The sequence below is a fragment of the Streptomyces bobili genome, from assembly GCF_002154575.1.
GTDB lineage: Bacteria > Actinomycetota > Actinomycetes > Streptomycetales > Streptomycetaceae > Streptomyces > Streptomyces bobili.
Map to the genome: position 1 here is coordinate 15,313 of NZ_MUBA01000109.1, position 15,455 is coordinate 30,767.

13 protein-coding genes are annotated in these 15,455 nt (G+C 72.5%); 10 read left to right on the forward strand and 3 right to left on the reverse strand.

The features are described from left to right. Positions 1 to 193: 193 nt before the first annotated feature. From BZL64_RS09990 to BZL64_RS10000, 3 genes are all read left to right on the forward strand, one after another. A complete protein-coding gene (locus BZL64_RS09990) occupies positions 194 to 1,228 on the forward strand; it encodes a C40 family peptidase (protein WP_086768198.1) in 1,035 nt (344 codons plus the stop codon). A gap of 217 nt (positions 1,229 to 1,445) precedes the next feature. After that, the gene (locus tag BZL64_RS09995) at positions 1,446 to 2,462 is read left to right on the forward strand and encodes a C40 family peptidase (protein ID WP_086768200.1); all 1,017 of its coding nucleotides are present in this window, start codon (positions 1,446 to 1,448) and stop codon (positions 2,460 to 2,462) included. A gap of 63 nt (positions 2,463 to 2,525) precedes the next feature. Then, complete coding sequence (locus BZL64_RS10000; RefSeq protein ID WP_086768201.1) at positions 2,526 to 3,725, forward strand: hypothetical protein; 1,200 nt, start codon at positions 2,526 to 2,528, stop codon at positions 3,723 to 3,725. Between the two features lie 16 nt (positions 3,726 to 3,741). Here BZL64_RS10000 and BZL64_RS10005 read toward each other — a convergent pair whose 3' ends face one another. Beyond that, complete coding sequence (locus tag BZL64_RS10005; RefSeq protein ID WP_086768203.1) at positions 3,742 to 4,266, reverse strand: PadR family transcriptional regulator; 525 nt, start codon at positions 4,264 to 4,266, stop codon at positions 3,742 to 3,744. Between the two features lie 122 nt (positions 4,267 to 4,388). Between BZL64_RS10005 and BZL64_RS10010 the strand changes: the two genes are divergently transcribed. After that, positions 4,389 to 5,714 (forward strand): MATE family efflux transporter, encoded by a 1,326-nt coding sequence (locus tag BZL64_RS10010; RefSeq protein ID WP_086768205.1) that lies wholly within the window; start codon positions 4,389 to 4,391, stop codon positions 5,712 to 5,714. Here the strand turns inward: BZL64_RS10010 and BZL64_RS10015 are convergent. Continuing rightward, on the reverse strand, positions 5,675 to 6,928 hold the full coding sequence (locus BZL64_RS10015) for a glycosyltransferase 87 family protein (protein WP_086768262.1): 1,254 nt from the start codon (positions 6,926 to 6,928) through the stop codon (positions 5,675 to 5,677). The two genes, BZL64_RS10010 and BZL64_RS10015, sit on opposite strands and share 40 nt — an antisense overlap. A gap of 144 nt (positions 6,929 to 7,072) precedes the next feature. Here BZL64_RS10015 and BZL64_RS10020 point away from each other — a divergent pair, with 144 nt between their 5' ends. Next, positions 7,073 to 8,215, forward strand: coding sequence for a glycosyltransferase family 4 protein (locus BZL64_RS10020; RefSeq protein WP_086768207.1), 1,143 nt, complete (start codon positions 7,073 to 7,075; stop codon positions 8,213 to 8,215). Positions 8,216 to 8,478: 263 nt separating this feature from the next. Continuing rightward, complete coding sequence (locus BZL64_RS10025; RefSeq protein ID WP_483025096.1) at positions 8,479 to 10,116, forward strand: GMC oxidoreductase; 1,638 nt, start codon at positions 8,479 to 8,481, stop codon at positions 10,114 to 10,116. Between the two features lie 13 nt (positions 10,117 to 10,129). Here BZL64_RS10025 and BZL64_RS10030 read toward each other — a convergent pair whose 3' ends face one another. After that, positions 10,130 to 11,926, reverse strand: coding sequence for an AMP-dependent synthetase/ligase (locus BZL64_RS10030; RefSeq protein ID WP_086768210.1), 1,797 nt, complete (start codon positions 11,924 to 11,926; stop codon positions 10,130 to 10,132). 337 nt (positions 11,927 to 12,263) lie between these two features. On the opposite strand from BZL64_RS10030, the gene BZL64_RS10035 reads away from it, so the two are divergent. From BZL64_RS10035 to BZL64_RS10050, 4 genes are all read left to right on the forward strand, one after another. Continuing rightward, positions 12,264 to 13,019: a metallophosphoesterase family protein gene (locus tag BZL64_RS10035; protein ID WP_086768212.1), complete on the forward strand. Its 756-nt coding sequence runs from the start codon at positions 12,264 to 12,266 to the stop codon at positions 13,017 to 13,019. 118 nt (positions 13,020 to 13,137) lie between these two features. Further along, positions 13,138 to 13,578 (forward strand): SRPBCC family protein, encoded by a 441-nt coding sequence (locus BZL64_RS10040; RefSeq protein WP_086768214.1) that lies wholly within the window; start codon positions 13,138 to 13,140, stop codon positions 13,576 to 13,578. A gap of 78 nt (positions 13,579 to 13,656) precedes the next feature. Beyond that, positions 13,657 to 14,817 carry an ArsA family ATPase gene (locus BZL64_RS10045; protein WP_086768216.1) on the forward strand — a complete coding sequence of 387 codons (1,161 nt, stop codon included), beginning with the start codon at positions 13,657 to 13,659 and terminating at the stop codon, positions 14,815 to 14,817. Positions 14,818 to 14,874: 57 nt separating this feature from the next. Continuing rightward, on the forward strand, positions 14,875 to 15,375 hold the full coding sequence (locus tag BZL64_RS10050) for a DUF5304 domain-containing protein (protein WP_086768218.1): 501 nt from the start codon (positions 14,875 to 14,877) through the stop codon (positions 15,373 to 15,375). Positions 15,376 to 15,455 lie beyond the last annotated feature (80 nt).

The following is a 15,455-nucleotide window of genomic DNA, read 5'->3' on the forward strand; positions in this document are numbered from 1 at the left end:
AATGCCCGAATTGGCGCAATCGTCACGCAACGTAGCGTCAATCGCGCGTCACTGCATGTGGGTTGTGTGTAAAGAATGCGGTCCGTCACCGACTTTTTCTGTGCCAGGATTTGAAGTGATCACAAGAAGGTCACTAGGGTCTGCCTTCGAACCTCCGCACGAGTGATCACTCACAAGAAGGAGCTCGCTCTCCGTGGCGTCCCACCGTCGACCCAAGCAGCCGAGTCGCACGCGCGTGACTGTGCTGACCACCGCGGCCGCTGCCGCTGTTGCCCTGAGCTCGCAGGCCGCCAACGCCGCCCCGAGCGAGAAGCCCAGCAAGGACGAGGTCAAGTCCAAGGTCGACAAGCTCTACGAAGAGGCGGAGCAGGCCACCGAGAAGTACAACGGGGCCAAGGAGAAGCAGGAGAAGCTCCAGAAGGAGGTCTCCACGATCCAGGACAACGTCGCCCGCGGCCAGGACGAGCTGAACGAGCTGCGTGACTCCATAGGCCTGGCGGCCGCGGCCCAGTACCGCACCGGCAGCATCGACTCCTCGCTCCAGCTGTTCCTGTCCTCGAACCCGGACGACTACCTGGACAAGGCGTCCACCGCCGACCAGTTGAGCGCCCAGCAGGTCGAGTCGCTGAAGAAGATCCAGGAGAAGCAGCGCGAGCTGGCCCAGGATCGCGCGGAGGCCTCGGGCAAGCTCAAGGACCTCGCCTCCACCCGCACCGAACTGGGCAACAAGAAGAAGGAAGTCCAGGCCAAGCTGGCCGAGGCGCAGAAGCTCCTGAACACGCTGACGGCGAAGGAGAAGGCCGACCTGGCCGCCGCCGACGCCCGCGCCAGCCGCGACGCCGGTGACCGCGTCGACCTCGGCAACACGGGCCCCGCCTCCGGCCGCGCGATGGCCGCCTTCCAGGCCGCCCAGAGCAAGATCGGCTCGCCCTACGTCTACGGCGCCAGCGGCCCGTCCTCCTTCGACTGCTCCGGCCTGACCTCCTGGGCGTTCGCCCAGGCCGGCGTCAGCATCCCGCGCATCTCGCAGGACCAGGCCAACGCCGGCACGAGGATCTACTCCCAGTCCGACCTCAAGGTCGGCGACCTGGTGATCTTCTACGGCGACCTGCACCACGTCGGCTTCTACGCGGGCAACGGCCAGGTGCTGCACGCCCCGCGCAGCGGCACGGTCGTGCGCTACGAGTCGATCAACAACATGCCGTTCCAGTTCGGCGTCCGGATCTGAGCATCCGCGACACCGTGACGCCCGAACGGGCGAATCACCATGACGTGAACTGACCCCACACCCCGCCCATGACCTGCGTCAGAGGCGGGGTGTCACGTTGTGTGGCCGCAGAGGTCTTTGGTGGGCCCCCCGTCGCGGGGTTACTGTCTGCCGCGTTTCCCCGCCACGTGTGCCGGGGGACGGTCTCTGTCCGCCAGTGGAAGGAGCGCGGCTTCCCGTGGGGTCCCATCGCCGCCTTGCACCGTCCGGGTTCGACCGGGGCGCCCTGTGCGTCCTGTCGGCCACGGCAGCAGCCCTCGGCGCCGTCGCCACCGCCGTACCGGCGGCCACGGCCGCCCCGCACGAGGACACCCGGACCGAGGTGGACCGGCTCTACGAGGCCGCCGAGAAGGCCACCGAGGCCTTCAACGAGGCCGGGGAGCGGGCCGGTACCCTGCGCCGGCTGGTCGGCGACTCCCAGGACCGGATCGCCCGCACCCAGGAACGCGTCAACGGCCTGCGCGAACAGCTCGGCTCGCTGGCCGGCGCCCAGTACCGCTCCGGTGGCCTCGACCCCTCCCTGGCGCTGCTGTTCTCCGACGACCCGGCCGACTACCTCGACAAGGCCTCCGTCCTCGACCGCATCACCACCCATCAGGCCGGTGAACTCAAGGACCTCCAGGGCGCCCTGCGCGAACTCGCCCAGGAGCGCACCGAGGCCACCCGCAGACTCGGCGACCTGGAGAAGAGCCGCGAGGCCGTCGAGAAGCACAAGCGGACCGTCGAGCAGAAGCTCGCCAGGGCGCGGCAGCTGCTGAACTCCCTGCCGTCCGCCGAACGCGCCGCCTACGAGCGGGCCTCCCGGTCCGGCCGTTCCGACCTGCCCGGTCCCGAGGGTGCCCCCGCGTCGGGCCGGGCCGGCGCCGCCCTGGCCGCCGCGCGCTCGGCGATCGGCAGGCCGTACGTCTGGGGCGCCAACGGCCCCACCGGCTTCGACTGTTCGGGCCTGATGCAGTGGTCGTACGCGCAGGCCGGGGTCGGCCTGCCGCGGACCTCGCAGGCCCAGGCGCACGCCGGGCGGCGGGTCCCGCTCTCCCAGGCGCGGCCCGGCGACATCGTCACCTACCGCTCCGACGCCAGCCATGTCGGCATGTACGCGGGCAACGGCCAGGTCATCCACGCCCCCTATCCGGGTGCGCCCGTGCGCTACGACCCGGTCGGGATGATGCCGGTGTCGTCGGTGACGAGGCCCTGAGCGGGGCGGGCGGCCGGCGCCTGCCGGGTTCCCCGCGGGGCGGCTCACCGTACGATCGGGGGGATGGCTGGTCGAGGGCGGGCGCGCGGATCCGGAGCCGTGGGGCTCGCGGTGCTGTTGCTCGTTCTGCTCGTGGGCTGCGGCGGGCGGCCCGCCACGGACACCGCCAGGGCCGAGGTGCAGCGGGTGCTGGACCGGCGGGCAGCCGCCGTCCTGGCCCATGACCGGGCCGCCTACGCCGCTACCGGGGACCCCGCCGCCTACACCAGGATGAGGGCCGTGCCGCTGGCCGCCTGGTCCTACCGGGTCACCGCCGTACGGTCCGGCGGGTCCGCCGCCGCCGTCGCGGCCGACGCGGAACTGAGCTACCGCATCGAGGGCCACGACAGGGCGCCGGTGACCGTGGCACGCACCCTGCGGCTGACCCGCGACGGGGCCGGGCGGTGGGCCGTGACCTCCGAGAAGCCCGCGCGGAAGGCCGGACAGCAGCTCTGGGACCAGGGCACGGTCACCGCCGTGCGGGGCACGCACAGTCTCGTCCTCGGCGTCGGCCAGTCCGGCACCCTCCTGCGGAGCTTCGCCGGGCTGGCCGACCGGGCCGTCCCCGCGGTCTCGCAGGCGTGGGGCACCGACTGGGCCCGGCAGGTCGTCGTCCTCGTACCGAAGTCGCTGGACGGCATGGCGGCCCTGCTCGGCTCGCCGGCCTCCTCCTACCGGGGGATCGCCGCGGTCACCACGGGGGAGACGGGTGGCGGGCCCGACGCGCCCGCGGACCGGGTCATCGTCAACCCGGACGCCTACGCGATGCTCGGCCCCGTCGGACAACAGGTGGTCCTCACCCACGAGACCACGCACGTCGCCACCCGTTCCGACACCAACGCGGCGACCCCGCTGTGGCTGTCGGAGGGGTACGCCGACTGGGTCGGGTACCGAGGTACCGGCCGCACCCCCGACGAGGCCGCGCCCGAGCTGCAGAAGGCCGTCCGCGAGGGCCGGATGCCGGGGGAGCTGCCGTCGGACCAGGACTTCGGCTTCGCCGGGGACGCGGCACGGCTGGCGCGGGCCTACGAGGGCGGCTGGACGGCCTGCCGGATGATCGCCGAGCGGTGGGGCGAGGAGAAGCTCGACGCGTTCTACCGGGCCGTGGGCGAGCACGGGAAGCGGCCGGGGGCGGTCGAGGAGGCGATGGAGAGCGTGCTGGGTACGGCCCTGGAGGACTTCACCGCCGGGTGGCAGCGGTACCTCCAGGAGGAGCTGGGCTGAGCGGCGCCCCGGCCTCTCATTTCTCCAGCGTCGCGATCGCCTCTTCCAGCCAGGCCCGTTCGGCCTCACCCGTGGCCCGCGCCACCCGCAGCACGCCCTGCCGGAACAGATCCCCGGCCTCCTCCGCCGTCACGGGTTCGCCCTCCCGGTAGAAGAGGCTCGACGGCGTCAGGAGGAAGTCCAGCCGGCGGCGCAGCACCGCCGCCTGCTCGTGCGGGTCGGGCAGGTGGCGCAGGAACGACAGGACGGTGTTGAAGCGGACCTGGTCGGTGATCTCGGTCGGCCGGGGGTGCCGCAGCCGTTCCAGCAGGTCCGCGCGGCCGGTCTCGGTCAGGGAGAGCACCCGGCGCGGGGCCGCGCTCGCGCCGTCCTCGGTGTGCTGGTCGAGCTTGCCGGCCGTCACCAGCCGGGTGATCGCCGGGTAGAGGGCGCCGTCGCTGACCGGGCGGACGTGGCCGCTGAGCGCCTTGATGCGCTCCTTCAGCTCGTACCCGTGCAGCGGCTGCTCGGCGAGGAAGCCGAGGATCGACAGTTCCAGCATCGGCGGCTCCTTCTTGCGGTCACCGGCGCCCTCATGCTACCTCTTGTCGAGCTACCTCGAAACGAGCTAGCTCGACAAGAGGTACCTGGATCCGCAGGGCCGACGACGGAAGGGAGATCCCCGTGCGAAGCCACCGCGAGCACCTCGTCGCCCTCGCCCGCCCGGTCTACTTCTCGCTCCTCGCCTCCGTCGCCGCCGGTCTGATCAACACCGTCTGGGTCTCCCGGCTCGGCGGACCCGCCGTCGCCGCCGTCGCGGTCGCCACCACCGCCGAGAACGTGCTGCTCGGCATCGCCCTGGTCTTCGCCTCCGGCACGACCGTGCTGGTCTCGCGCGCCCGCGGCGCACGCGACCCGTCGGCCGTGCGCGCGGCCGTACGGGGCGGCTGGGCGCTGTGCGCGGCGGTCACCCCCGTCGTCGCCGGGGGCGGCTTCCTGCTGCGCGAACCGCTGGCCCGGCTGGTCCTCGGCGGCGACGACGGACCCGCGCTCGGCCTCGCCGTCGCCTACTTCGCGATCTCCATGCCGGGGGTGGCCGTCTTCTTCGCGCAGAACCTCGTCGACGGCCTCCTCAAGGGCACCGGCGACACCCGCACCCCGATGCGCCTGGCCCTGCTCGCCAACGCCCTGATCCTCGCCCTCGACCCGCTCCTCATCCACCTGTACGGCGTCCCGGGCGCCGCCGCCTGCACGGTGCTGTGCCGGTGCGTCGCCCTCGGCCTGGGCCTTCTCGCGCTGCGCCGCAACGCCCTGCTGAAGTCGGCCGCCGAGGCGCCGGCCGTCGCGTCGACCGGGGCAGCCCTGCGGCGGACGCTGACGACCGGGCTGCCGATGTCCCTCGACTTCACCGTGCGCCAGGCCGGCGCGCTCGCCCTGGTCGCCGTCGTCGCCCGGCTCGGGGTGACGGCCGTGGCCGCGTACGCGATCGCCTACAAGGTCCTGTACGTCGCCACCATGGCCTTCTACGCCGTCCGGCAGGCCGCCTCCATCCACACGGCGCACACCCTGGGCGCGGGGCGGCCGGAGCAGCGGCGGGCGATCGGACGGCAGGCGGTGCTCCTCTCCGGGACCGTCGGGCTCGTGGCGGCCCTGCTGCTGGCCGGCGCGGCGCCCTGGATCATGGCCGGCTTCGGCGCCGGGCCCGCGGTGGCGGCCGAGGGTGTGCTGTTCCTGCGCTGCGCGGGCCCGTATCTGCTGCTGACGGCCGGGTTCATCGCGCTCGGCGGGGTCTTCGAGGGCGGTGGGGAAGCGCCGGTGCTCCTGCGGGTGACCGTGCTCGGCACGGCCGTCCAACTGCCGCTCGCGTACGCCCTGTCGGGGCTCGGGCTGCCGGGGGTGTGCCTGGCGCTCGCGCTCTCGATGGCCGTGCAGTGCGCGGTGGTGGGCCTGCTGCTGCGGCGGGCGGGACGTCAGGAGGAGACCGGCGTGCCCTTGGCGCGGGTGGGCTGACCGGGCCCGGTGGGCGGGGCGTCGGCGCGTGGCACCGTCGAGCGCCACAGCCGTACGGCCGCGGTGACCGTGGCCGTGGCGAGCAGGGTGTTGCGCAGGAACAGCAGGGCCAGACCGAGGGGATCGCTCGCGACGACGTGGCCGAACCAGACCGGGAACTCCAGCACCGTCACCAGGGACGCGGCCAGCACCAGGGCGGTCGGCGGTCCCATCCTGGTGTCCCGGAAGCAGAGGCAGACGGCGGCCAGGCCGACCAGCCACACCAGATACTGCGGGCTGATCACCCGACTGGTGACGGTGAACAGCAGGACGGCGGTGAAGGCGGCGTCCGCGAGCGTGTGCGGCGCGAACCGTCTCGCCCGCAGCCGCCACAGCAGCAGCCAGCCGAACGCGGCCACCGTCAGCCCGAGGGCCGCGTCGCTCACCACGCCCACGTGAGGGCCGACGAACTCCACCGAGCCGTAGCGGAGCAGCACCTCGCCGCTCCAGCCGAAGTGCCGGGCCACATGGAGGACCAGGGCGCCCAGTGACTCCACCTCGGTGCCGCGGTCGCGCTGGGCGGACAGGAAGGCGAAGGCGCCCGGCGCGGTCAGCGCGAACAGGGCGGACAGGGCGCCGGCGGTGACGGCCGCCGCCCCCCAGGCCCGCCGCCGCACGGCACCGGCCAGCAGCAGTACGGGCCACACCTTCAGCAGCGCCCCCAGACCGGCCAGCGCGCCCATGACGCGGGGGTGCCGGACGCCCGCGAGCAGCGCGGCCACCGCCACCGCGGTCACCATCAGGTCGTAGCGGGCGTACACCGTCGGGCCCAGCAGCGGGACGCCCGCCACCCAGACCAGGGCGCCGCGCGGGGAGCGGCCCGCGCGCAGCAGCAGTTCGAGGACGGTGAGGTCGGCGAGGAGGGCCAGGACGAAGAAGGCCGACGCGTAGTCCAGGAAGGGCAGCAGGCCGGGGGAGAGGATCGCGAGGGCGGCTGCGGGCGGGTACTGCCAGGTGACGTCGTCCACCGGGAAGGTGCCGGTGCTCAGCACGTCGTACCAGCCCCGGTAGATCACCGACACGTCCGTGGTGACGTCCGGGCCGGGGAAGACGTACACCTTGAACACGCAGAGCAGCAGCGCGAGCCGGGTCACGGCCCAGGCACCCAGCAGGCCTGCCGGCCCCGTCGGCCCTGTCGGTCCCGTCAGGTGGGTCGGGGAGCGTCTGTCGTCCATGAACTCCATTTCTGCCCCTGTTCACACCCATTCGTTCAGATTGGTCAGAGTATGCGGATCATATGATCCCCCGCCCGGCTGAGCGCGGGCCGTGCGGCACGGCCGGGCGCGGCTGTGAGAGGGGTTTGGATAGGGTCGGCGGCGATGCACAAGACCCTGATCGTGACGAACGACTTCCCGCCCCGCCCCGGCGGCATCCAGGCGTTCCTGCACAACATGGCGCTGCGCCTCGACCCCGAGCGCGTCGTCGTCTACGCCTCCACCTGGAAGCGCGGCCGGGAGGGCGTCGAGGCGACGGCCGCCTTCGACGCCGAGCAGCCCTTCACCGTCGTACGGGACTCCACGACCATGCTGCTGCCGACGCCCGGCGCGACCCGGCGGGCCGTCGGTCTGCTGCGCGAGCACGGGTGCACGTCCGTGTGGTTCGGGGCCGCCGCGCCGCTCGGGCTGATGGCGCCCGCGCTCAGGAAGGCCGGCGCCCGCCGGCTGGTGGCCACCACGCACGGCCACGAGGCCGGCTGGGCCCAGTTGCCGGCCGCCCGGCAACTGCTGGGGCGGATCGGTGAGGCCACCGACACGATCACCTACCTCGGTGAGTACACGCGCTCGCGGATCGCCACCGCGCTGAGCCCCGAGGCCGCCGCCCGCATGGTGCAACTGCCGCCGGGCGTCGACGAGAAGACCTTCCACCCCAACTCCGGCGGCGACGAGGTCCGCGCCCGTCTCGGGCTCACCGACCGGCCGGTGGTGGTGTGCGTCTCGCGGCTCGTCCCGCGCAAGGGTCAGGACACGCTGATCCGGGCCATGCCCCGCATCCTCGCCGCCGAGCCGGAGGCCGTGCTGCTCGTCGTCGGCGGCGGCCCCTACGAGAAGGACCTGCGCCGCCTGGCCCACGAGAGGGGGGTCGCCGCCTCCGTACGCTTCACCGGCTCCGTCCCCTGGTCGGAGCTGCCCGCCCACTACGGCGCCGGGGACGTCTTCGCCATGCCGTGCCGCACCCGCCGGGGCGGACTCGACGTCGAGGGCCTCGGCATCGTCTACCTGGAGGCCTCCGCGACCGGCCTGCCCGTCGTCGCCGGCGACTCCGGCGGCGCCCCCGACGCGGTGCTGGACGGCGAGACCGGCTGGGTGGTGCGAGGCACCTCCCCCGAGGACACGGCCGACCGTGTCACCGCCCTCCTCGCCGACCCCGAACTCCGCCGCCGCATGGGCGAACGGGGCCGCCGGTGGGTGGAGGAACGGTGGCGCTGGGACCTGCTGGCGGAGGGCCTGAAGACGCTGCTCTAGGGCCTGTCGTTTGGATCATGCCGGCGTCGCGGGGTCTGGCACGCACATCTGCGGCGTTGTCGTCCGTCGCGATGGCTCCGCCATCACTCCCTCCTCCGCCTTGCAGCTGCACGCACCAGACCCCGCTCGGGTCAGCCGGGGACGAACCGTCGGTCACGGTCGGCCTGATCCAAACGACAGACCCTGGCCCCGCACTCGCGGACGGCGTCCCAATGCCCTCGCGGCCACTAGGCGGAACCGAATAATCCGCCCATGCTGCCCACATGACACCAAACCTGATACATCGTCACCTGACGAGACGTCAAGTCCTCGGCATGGCAGCCCTGCAGACGGCGGCCACCCTCGGCTTCACCCGCGTAGGCCTCGACTCCGCCCGAGCCGCCGAGCCCGACGCGGTCGACAACGCCCCGGCGATCGTCGTCGGCTCCGGCTACGGCGCCGCCGTGGCCGCCCTGCGCCTCGGCCAGGCCGGCATCCGCACCCTCGTCCTGGAGATGGGCCGCCTCTGGAACACCCCCGGCTCCGACGGCAAGGTGTTCTGCTCCACCAGCGCCCCCGACCAGCGGTCCATGTGGTTCCGCACCCGCACCGAGGCCCCGCTGGCCAGCTTCCTCTGGCTGGACGTCGTCAACCGGGACATCAGCCGCTACCCCGGCGTCCTGGACCGCGTGCACTTCGCCGACATGTCCGTCTTCGTGGGCCGCGGGGTCGGCGGCGGTTCCCTCGTCAACGGCGGGATGGCGGTCACCCCGCTCCGGTCCTACTTCGCCGAGCAGTTCCCGACCGTCGACGCCGCCGAGATGTACGGCACGTACTTCCCGCGGGCCCGTGCGATGCTCGGCGTCAACAACGTGGACCCCGCCTGGTTCGAGGCGACGGACTGGTACCGGTTCACCCGCGTCTCCCGCAAGCACGCGCAGAACGCGGGCCTGCGGACCACCTTCGTGCCCAGCGTCTACGACTTCGGGTACATGCAGCGCGAGGCGGCCGGCACGGCGGCGAAGTCGGCGCTCGCCGGCGAGGTCATCTACGGCAACAACCAGGGCAAGCGCAGCCTCGACAAGACGTACCTCTCCTCCGCGCTGGGCACCGGCAACGTCACCATCCACACCCTGGAGAAGGTCCGCGCGATCAGCAGGGCCGCCGACGGCACGTACGTCCTGACCGCCGACCGCATCGACGTCACCGGGAACGTCGTCGAGACCAAGCAGTACGGCTGCACGTACCTGTTCCTCGGCGGCGGCAGCCTCGGCACCAGCGAACTCCTCGTCCGGGCCCGGGAGACGGGCACCCTGCCCGCGCTGGACGCGCGCGTGGGGGCCGGCTGGGGCACCAACGGCAACGTGATGCTCGGGCGGGCCAACCACCTGTGGGACACCGTCGGCGCCAACCAGTCGACCATGCCGGTCATGGGCATCGACGACTGGGCGAACACCGCCAACCCCGTCTTCGCGGAGATCGCCCCGCTGCCGACGGGCCTTGAGCACTGGGTCAGCCTGTATCTCGCGATCACCAAGAACCCGCAGCGGGCGGCGTTCACGTACGACCGGGCGGCGGGGACGGTGAAGCTCGGCTGGAGCGCCGCGCAGAGCGCCGTGTCCGTCGGCATGGCGAAGAAGCTGTTCGACCGGATCAACGCGGCGAACGCGACGATGTACCGCTACGACCTGTTCGGCGGGTCCAACAAGGTCTTCGCCGACGACTTCACCTACCACCCGCTGGGCGGCTGCGTGCTGGGACAGGCGACCGACGACCACGGCCGGGTGAAGGGCTATCCACGGCTGTACGTGACCGACGGCTCGCTCGTGCCCGGGTCGATCGGGGTGAACCCGTTCGTCACCATCACCGCGCTCGCCGAACGCACGATGGCGCGGGTCCTCGCCGAGGACACCGCGCCATGAGGCAACGCGCGGACTACTTCGCGTAGATCGCTTCGATCTCGGCCGAGTAGTCCTTCGCCACGACGTTGCGCTTGAGCTTCAGCGACGGGGTGAGGTGGCCCGAGTCCTCCGTGAACTGGGAGGGAAGAATGCGGAACTTCCGCACCGATTCCGCCTTCGAGACCGCGGCGTTGCCGTCGTCGATCGCCGACTGGATCTCGGACAGCAGGTCGGCGTCCTCGATCAGCGACGCCGCGGTGGAGTCCGCCGGCTTGCCGTGGTCGGCGGCCCAACGGCCCAGGAACTCCTGGTCGATGGTGACCAGCGCGCCGACGAACGGCCGCCCGTCGCCCACGACCATGCACTCCGCGACCAGCGCGTGCGCCCGGATGCGGTCCTCGATCACGGCCGGGGCGACGTTCTTGCCGCCCGCGGTGACGATGATCTCCTTCTTGCGGCCGGTGATCCGCAGGTAGCCGTCCTCGTCGAGGGTGCCGATGTCGCCGGTGTGGAACCAGCCGTCGGCCAGCGCCTCCGCGGTCGCGGCGGGGTTGTTCCAGTACTCCTTGAACAGGTGCTCGCCGTGCAGCAGCACCTCACCGTCGTCCGCGATGCGCACGACCGAGCCCGGCAGCGGCTGGCCGACCGTGCCGATCTTCTGCCGGTCCCACGGGTTGAACGCGGTCGCCGCACAGGACTCCGTCAGGCCGTAGCCCTCCAGGACGGTGAAGCCGATGCCGCGGAAGAAGTGCCCGAGGCGCTCGCCCAGCGGGGCGCCGCCGGAGATGGCGAACTCGCCCTTGCCGCCGAGCACCGCGCGCAGCTTGCCGTAGACCAGCTTGTCGAAGACCTTGTGCTTGATCCGTACGCCGATCGACGGGCCCGACGGGGAGTCCAGCGCCTTGCTGTACGCGATCGCCGCGTCCGCCGCCTTGTCGAAGATCGCGCCCTTGCCGTCCGCCTGGGCCTTGGCCCGCGCCGCGTTGTAGACCTTCTCGAACACGCGCGGCACGCCGAGGATCAGCGTCGGCCGGAAGGACGCCAGCTCGTCGGTGAGGTTCTTGATGTCCGGGACCATGCCCAGCTTGATCGGCGCCATCATCGGGGCGATCTGCACCAGGCGGCCGAAGACGTGCGCGAGGGGGAGGAACAGCAGCACGCTGCACTCGCCCGTGCGGAACAGCGGGCGCAGCCGTTCCACCACGTTGCCGCACTCGGCGAAGAAGCTGCGGTGGGTGAGCACACAGCCCTTGGGGCGGCCGGTCGTGCCGGAGGTGTAGACGATGGTGGCCGGGTCGTCGGCCTTGGCGAGCGAGCTGCGCTCCTCCACGGCCGCGTCGGAGACGTCCGTGCCGAGCCGCCGCAGCTCCTCGACGCCGCCGCCCTCGATCTGCCACACGTGCTTCAGCGCCGGGAGGGTGTCGCGCACCGACTCGACGGCGGCGGTGTGGTTGTCCAGCTCGACGACGCAGGCGGTCGCGCCCGAGTCGGAGAGGATCCACCGCACCTGCTCGGCCGAGCTGGTCTCGTAGATCGGCACGGTGACCGCGCCCGCGCTCCAGATCGCGAAGTCGAGCAGCGTCCACTCGTAGCGGGTGCGGGACATCAGGCCGACCCGGTCGCCGGGCTGGACGCCGGAGGCGATGAGGCCCTTGGCCGCCGCGTGCACCTCGGCGAGGAAGGCCGCGGCGCTCACGTCCTGCCAGACACCGTCGACCTTGCGGGCGATGACGGCGACGTCGGGATGCTGCGCGGCGTTTCTGCGGACGATGTCGGTCAGATTGCCGTCCGCGGGGACCTCGTACAAAGCCGGAAGGCTGAACTCGCGCAAGACTGCTGCTCCTCATAGGGCGCCGGCGCCACGACGTTGTGTGCTGCGACGGTGCGGTCCAAGGCTCGGGCAAGTGCTCGCGCATCGGTTGTTGAAATGCTGAGCACGACTGGACTGCCCGGACGTTACCCGCCGGTATGCCTTCTTCGACAGGGGGTCCCGGCGAGATGTTCGCTGCGTCACACAGATGGGTGTTGCAGTCCGTACGGTAGTCCACCCATTAACTGACTGGCCAGTAACCGCTATCTTCGCCGCCACTGTTCACGTATGCCGCACACGCCTACCCTTGATCGCCATGGCCTCCACACCGTCGGGAAACCCCGGAACACGTATCCACGTGGTCAGCGACGTGCACGGCAACGCGCGCGATCTGGCCCTGGCCGGAGACGGCGCGGACGCGCTGATCTGCCTGGGCGACCTCGTCCTCTTCCTCGACTACGCCGACCACTCGCGCGGCATCTTCCCCGACCTGTTCGGCGTGGAGAACGCGGACCTCATCGTCGAGCTGCGCACGGCCCGCCGCTTCGCCGAGGCGCGCGAGCTGGGCGCCCGGCTGTGGAGCGGCGTCGGCGTGGACCGGGCCGCGGTGATCGAACAGGCGGTGCGCAAGCAGTACGCCGAGATGTTCGCCGCGTTCCCGACCCCGACGTACGCCACCTACGGCAATGTCGATATGCCGACCCTGTGGCCGGAGTTCGCCGGACCCGGCACCACCGTGCTCGACGGCGAGCGGGTCGAGATCGGCGGGTGGGTCTTCGGCTTCGTGGGCGGCGGCCTGCGCACCCCGATGCGTACCCCCTACGAGATCAGCGACGAGGAGTACGCCGCGAAGATCGAGGCCGTCGGCGAGGTCGACGTCCTGTGCACCCACATCCCGCCCGAGGTGCCCGAACTCGTCTACGACACCGTCGCGCGCCGCTTCGAGCGCGGCAGCCGTGCCCTCCTGGACGCCATCCGCCGCACCCGCCCCCGCTACTCCCTCTTCGGCCACGTCCACCAGCCGCTCGTACGGCGGATGCGGATCGGATCCACCGAATGCGTCAACGTCGGCCACTTCGCCGGCAGCGGAAAGCCATGGGCCCTGGAGTGGTGAACACCGGCGGTGAAGGCGGCTGGTCGGGCGCGCGGTAGCCTTCACGCTGCACACACGTGCGCACGCTCGCGCACGGGGGATCTCTCCCTACCGGCCCGCATCTGGAGGAGCCACCGCCATGGCGGAATACACCAGCTCGAGCATCACGATCGAGGCGGCACCGGCCGACGTCATGGCGGTCATCGCCGACTTCGCCCGCTACCCGGACTGGACCGGTGAGGTCAAGGAGGCGGAGGTGCTCGCGACCGACGCCACCGGACGGGCCGAGCAGGTGCGGCTGGTCATGGACGCGGGCGCGATCAAGGACGACCAGACACTCGCGTACACCTGGACCGGCGAGAACGAGGTCTCCTGGACGCTGGTCAAGTCCCAGATGCTGCGCTCGCTGGACGGCACCTACCTCCTGAAGCCGGCCGGGGCGGGCGCGACCGAGGTCACCTACCAGCTCACCGTGGACGTCAAGATCCCCATGCTGGGCATGATCAAGCGCAAGGCGGAGAAGGTCATCATCGACCGCGCGCTGGCGGGCCTGAAGAAGCGGGTCGAGTCGGGGAAGTAGCCCCACCCCCCGACCGGCGGCGGCCGGCGCCCACCGGTCGACCGGGCGCAACCCCGGCTTCCGTTACCGTTCACCCTCATGCGCACCCTCCTGATCACCGGACCGGGCGGCAGCGGCCGTACGACCGTCGCCGCGGCCACCGCACTGGGCGCGGCCCGCGAGGGCGTGAAGACCCTCGTGCTCAGCGCCGACCGCACCGACACCCTGGGAGCGGCGCTCGGCGTGGCGACGGGCGCGGTGCCGGTGAAGGCGGGCCCGGACCTCACCGCCTGGCGTCCCGACGCCACCGCCGGCTTCCGGGACGACCTCACCGCCTTCCAGGACCGCGCCTCCACCGTCCTGGACCTGCTCGGCGCCTCCCGGCTCGACCCGGAGGAGGTCACCCCGCTGCCCGGCGCGGAGGAACTGACCCTGTTGCGCGCCCTGCGCGACGCCGCCCTCGCCGAGACCCACGAACTCCTCGTCGTCGACCTGCCGTCCGCCCCGCAGGCCCTCGCCCTGCTCGCGCTCCCGGAGGAACTGCGGCGCTACCTGCGCCGGCTGCTGCCCCCCGAGCGCCAGGCCGCCCGAGCCCTGCGCCCCGTGCTCGGCCGCCTGGCCGGCGTCCCCATGCCCGCCGAGTGGCTGTACGAGACGACCGCCCGCTGGGACCTGGAACTGGCCGCCGTCGAGGCCGTCCTCGCCGACCGCGGGACCGCCGTACGGCTGGTCGCCGAGCCGGGTCCGGCCGGGGCCGACGCCGTCCGGGACGCCCGCCTCGGCCTGGCCCTGCGCGGCCTGCCCGTCGAGTCGCTCCTCGCCAACCGGGTGCTGCCCGAGGAGAGCGGCGGCGACTGGCTCGCCGGGCTCCACACCCAGCAGCAGAAGATCCTCGGGGAGTGGGCCGACGCGGGCACCGTCGCGCACCTCGGCCGTGACCCCCGCGGCGCCGACGACCTCGCCGCGCTCGCCGTGCCGGGTGTCGACCCGGCGCTCACCCCCGTCGAGTGGCCCGTCGAGGACCGGACAGCGGCGGACGGCGTCCTGGTGTGGCACCTGCCGCTGCCCGGCGCCCTGCGCGACGAGCTGGACCTCGTCCGCCGCGGCGACGAACTCGTCGTCACCGCCGGGCCGTTCCGCCGGATCGTCCCGCTGCCCTCCGCCCTGCGCCGCTGCACCGTGCGGGGCGCCGCCCTGCGCGACGGCGAGCTGCGCGTGCGGTTCGCGCCGGATCCCGCGCTGTGGCCGCGGACCCGCTGAAGCTCCCTGCGCCGTTCGGGTAACGTCGTAGGGACGAAACGTAGTCAGGAGCCCGTCATGAGCGAAGAGCTTCCCCCGTCGGACAGCGGTGAGCACCGAACCGTCGACGAGGTACCTCGCGCCCCCGACGCCGACGCCTGGTCCACCGCCTGCGCCGAGGACCTGGCGGCGGAGAAGGCCCGCCGGCGCGCGGAGCACGGCGTGCCCCAGGGATCGGCCGCCGAGGAACTGCGCAGGCTTCTCGACACGGTCGCCGACAAGCTCTCCGGCCTCCAGTCCCCCTTGCTCGGAGCGGTCGCCGGACCCGCCGCCCAGCAGGTCGTGCGCCAGGTCGTCCAGCAGGCCAAGGCCGCCGTCGAACCGGTCATCGAGCGCAATCCGGACGTCTTCGACCACCTGGCCGCCGCGGGCGGCGAGCTGCTCGCCGCCTACCGCTCCGCCGTCCAGCAGCAGGAGCAGCGCTGGACGGCCCGCACCGCCGATCCCCGCAAGGACCCGGCCGACCCCCGCGACGACGACGAGGGCACCGGCCCCGGCCAGCGCATCGACCTCGACTGACGGTTCGCGCCCCGCGTCCCCGCCCGGCGCTCGCGCGGTGGGGGCCCCGCGCGCTCGGGTACGGTTGGCCGTAGCGGGGC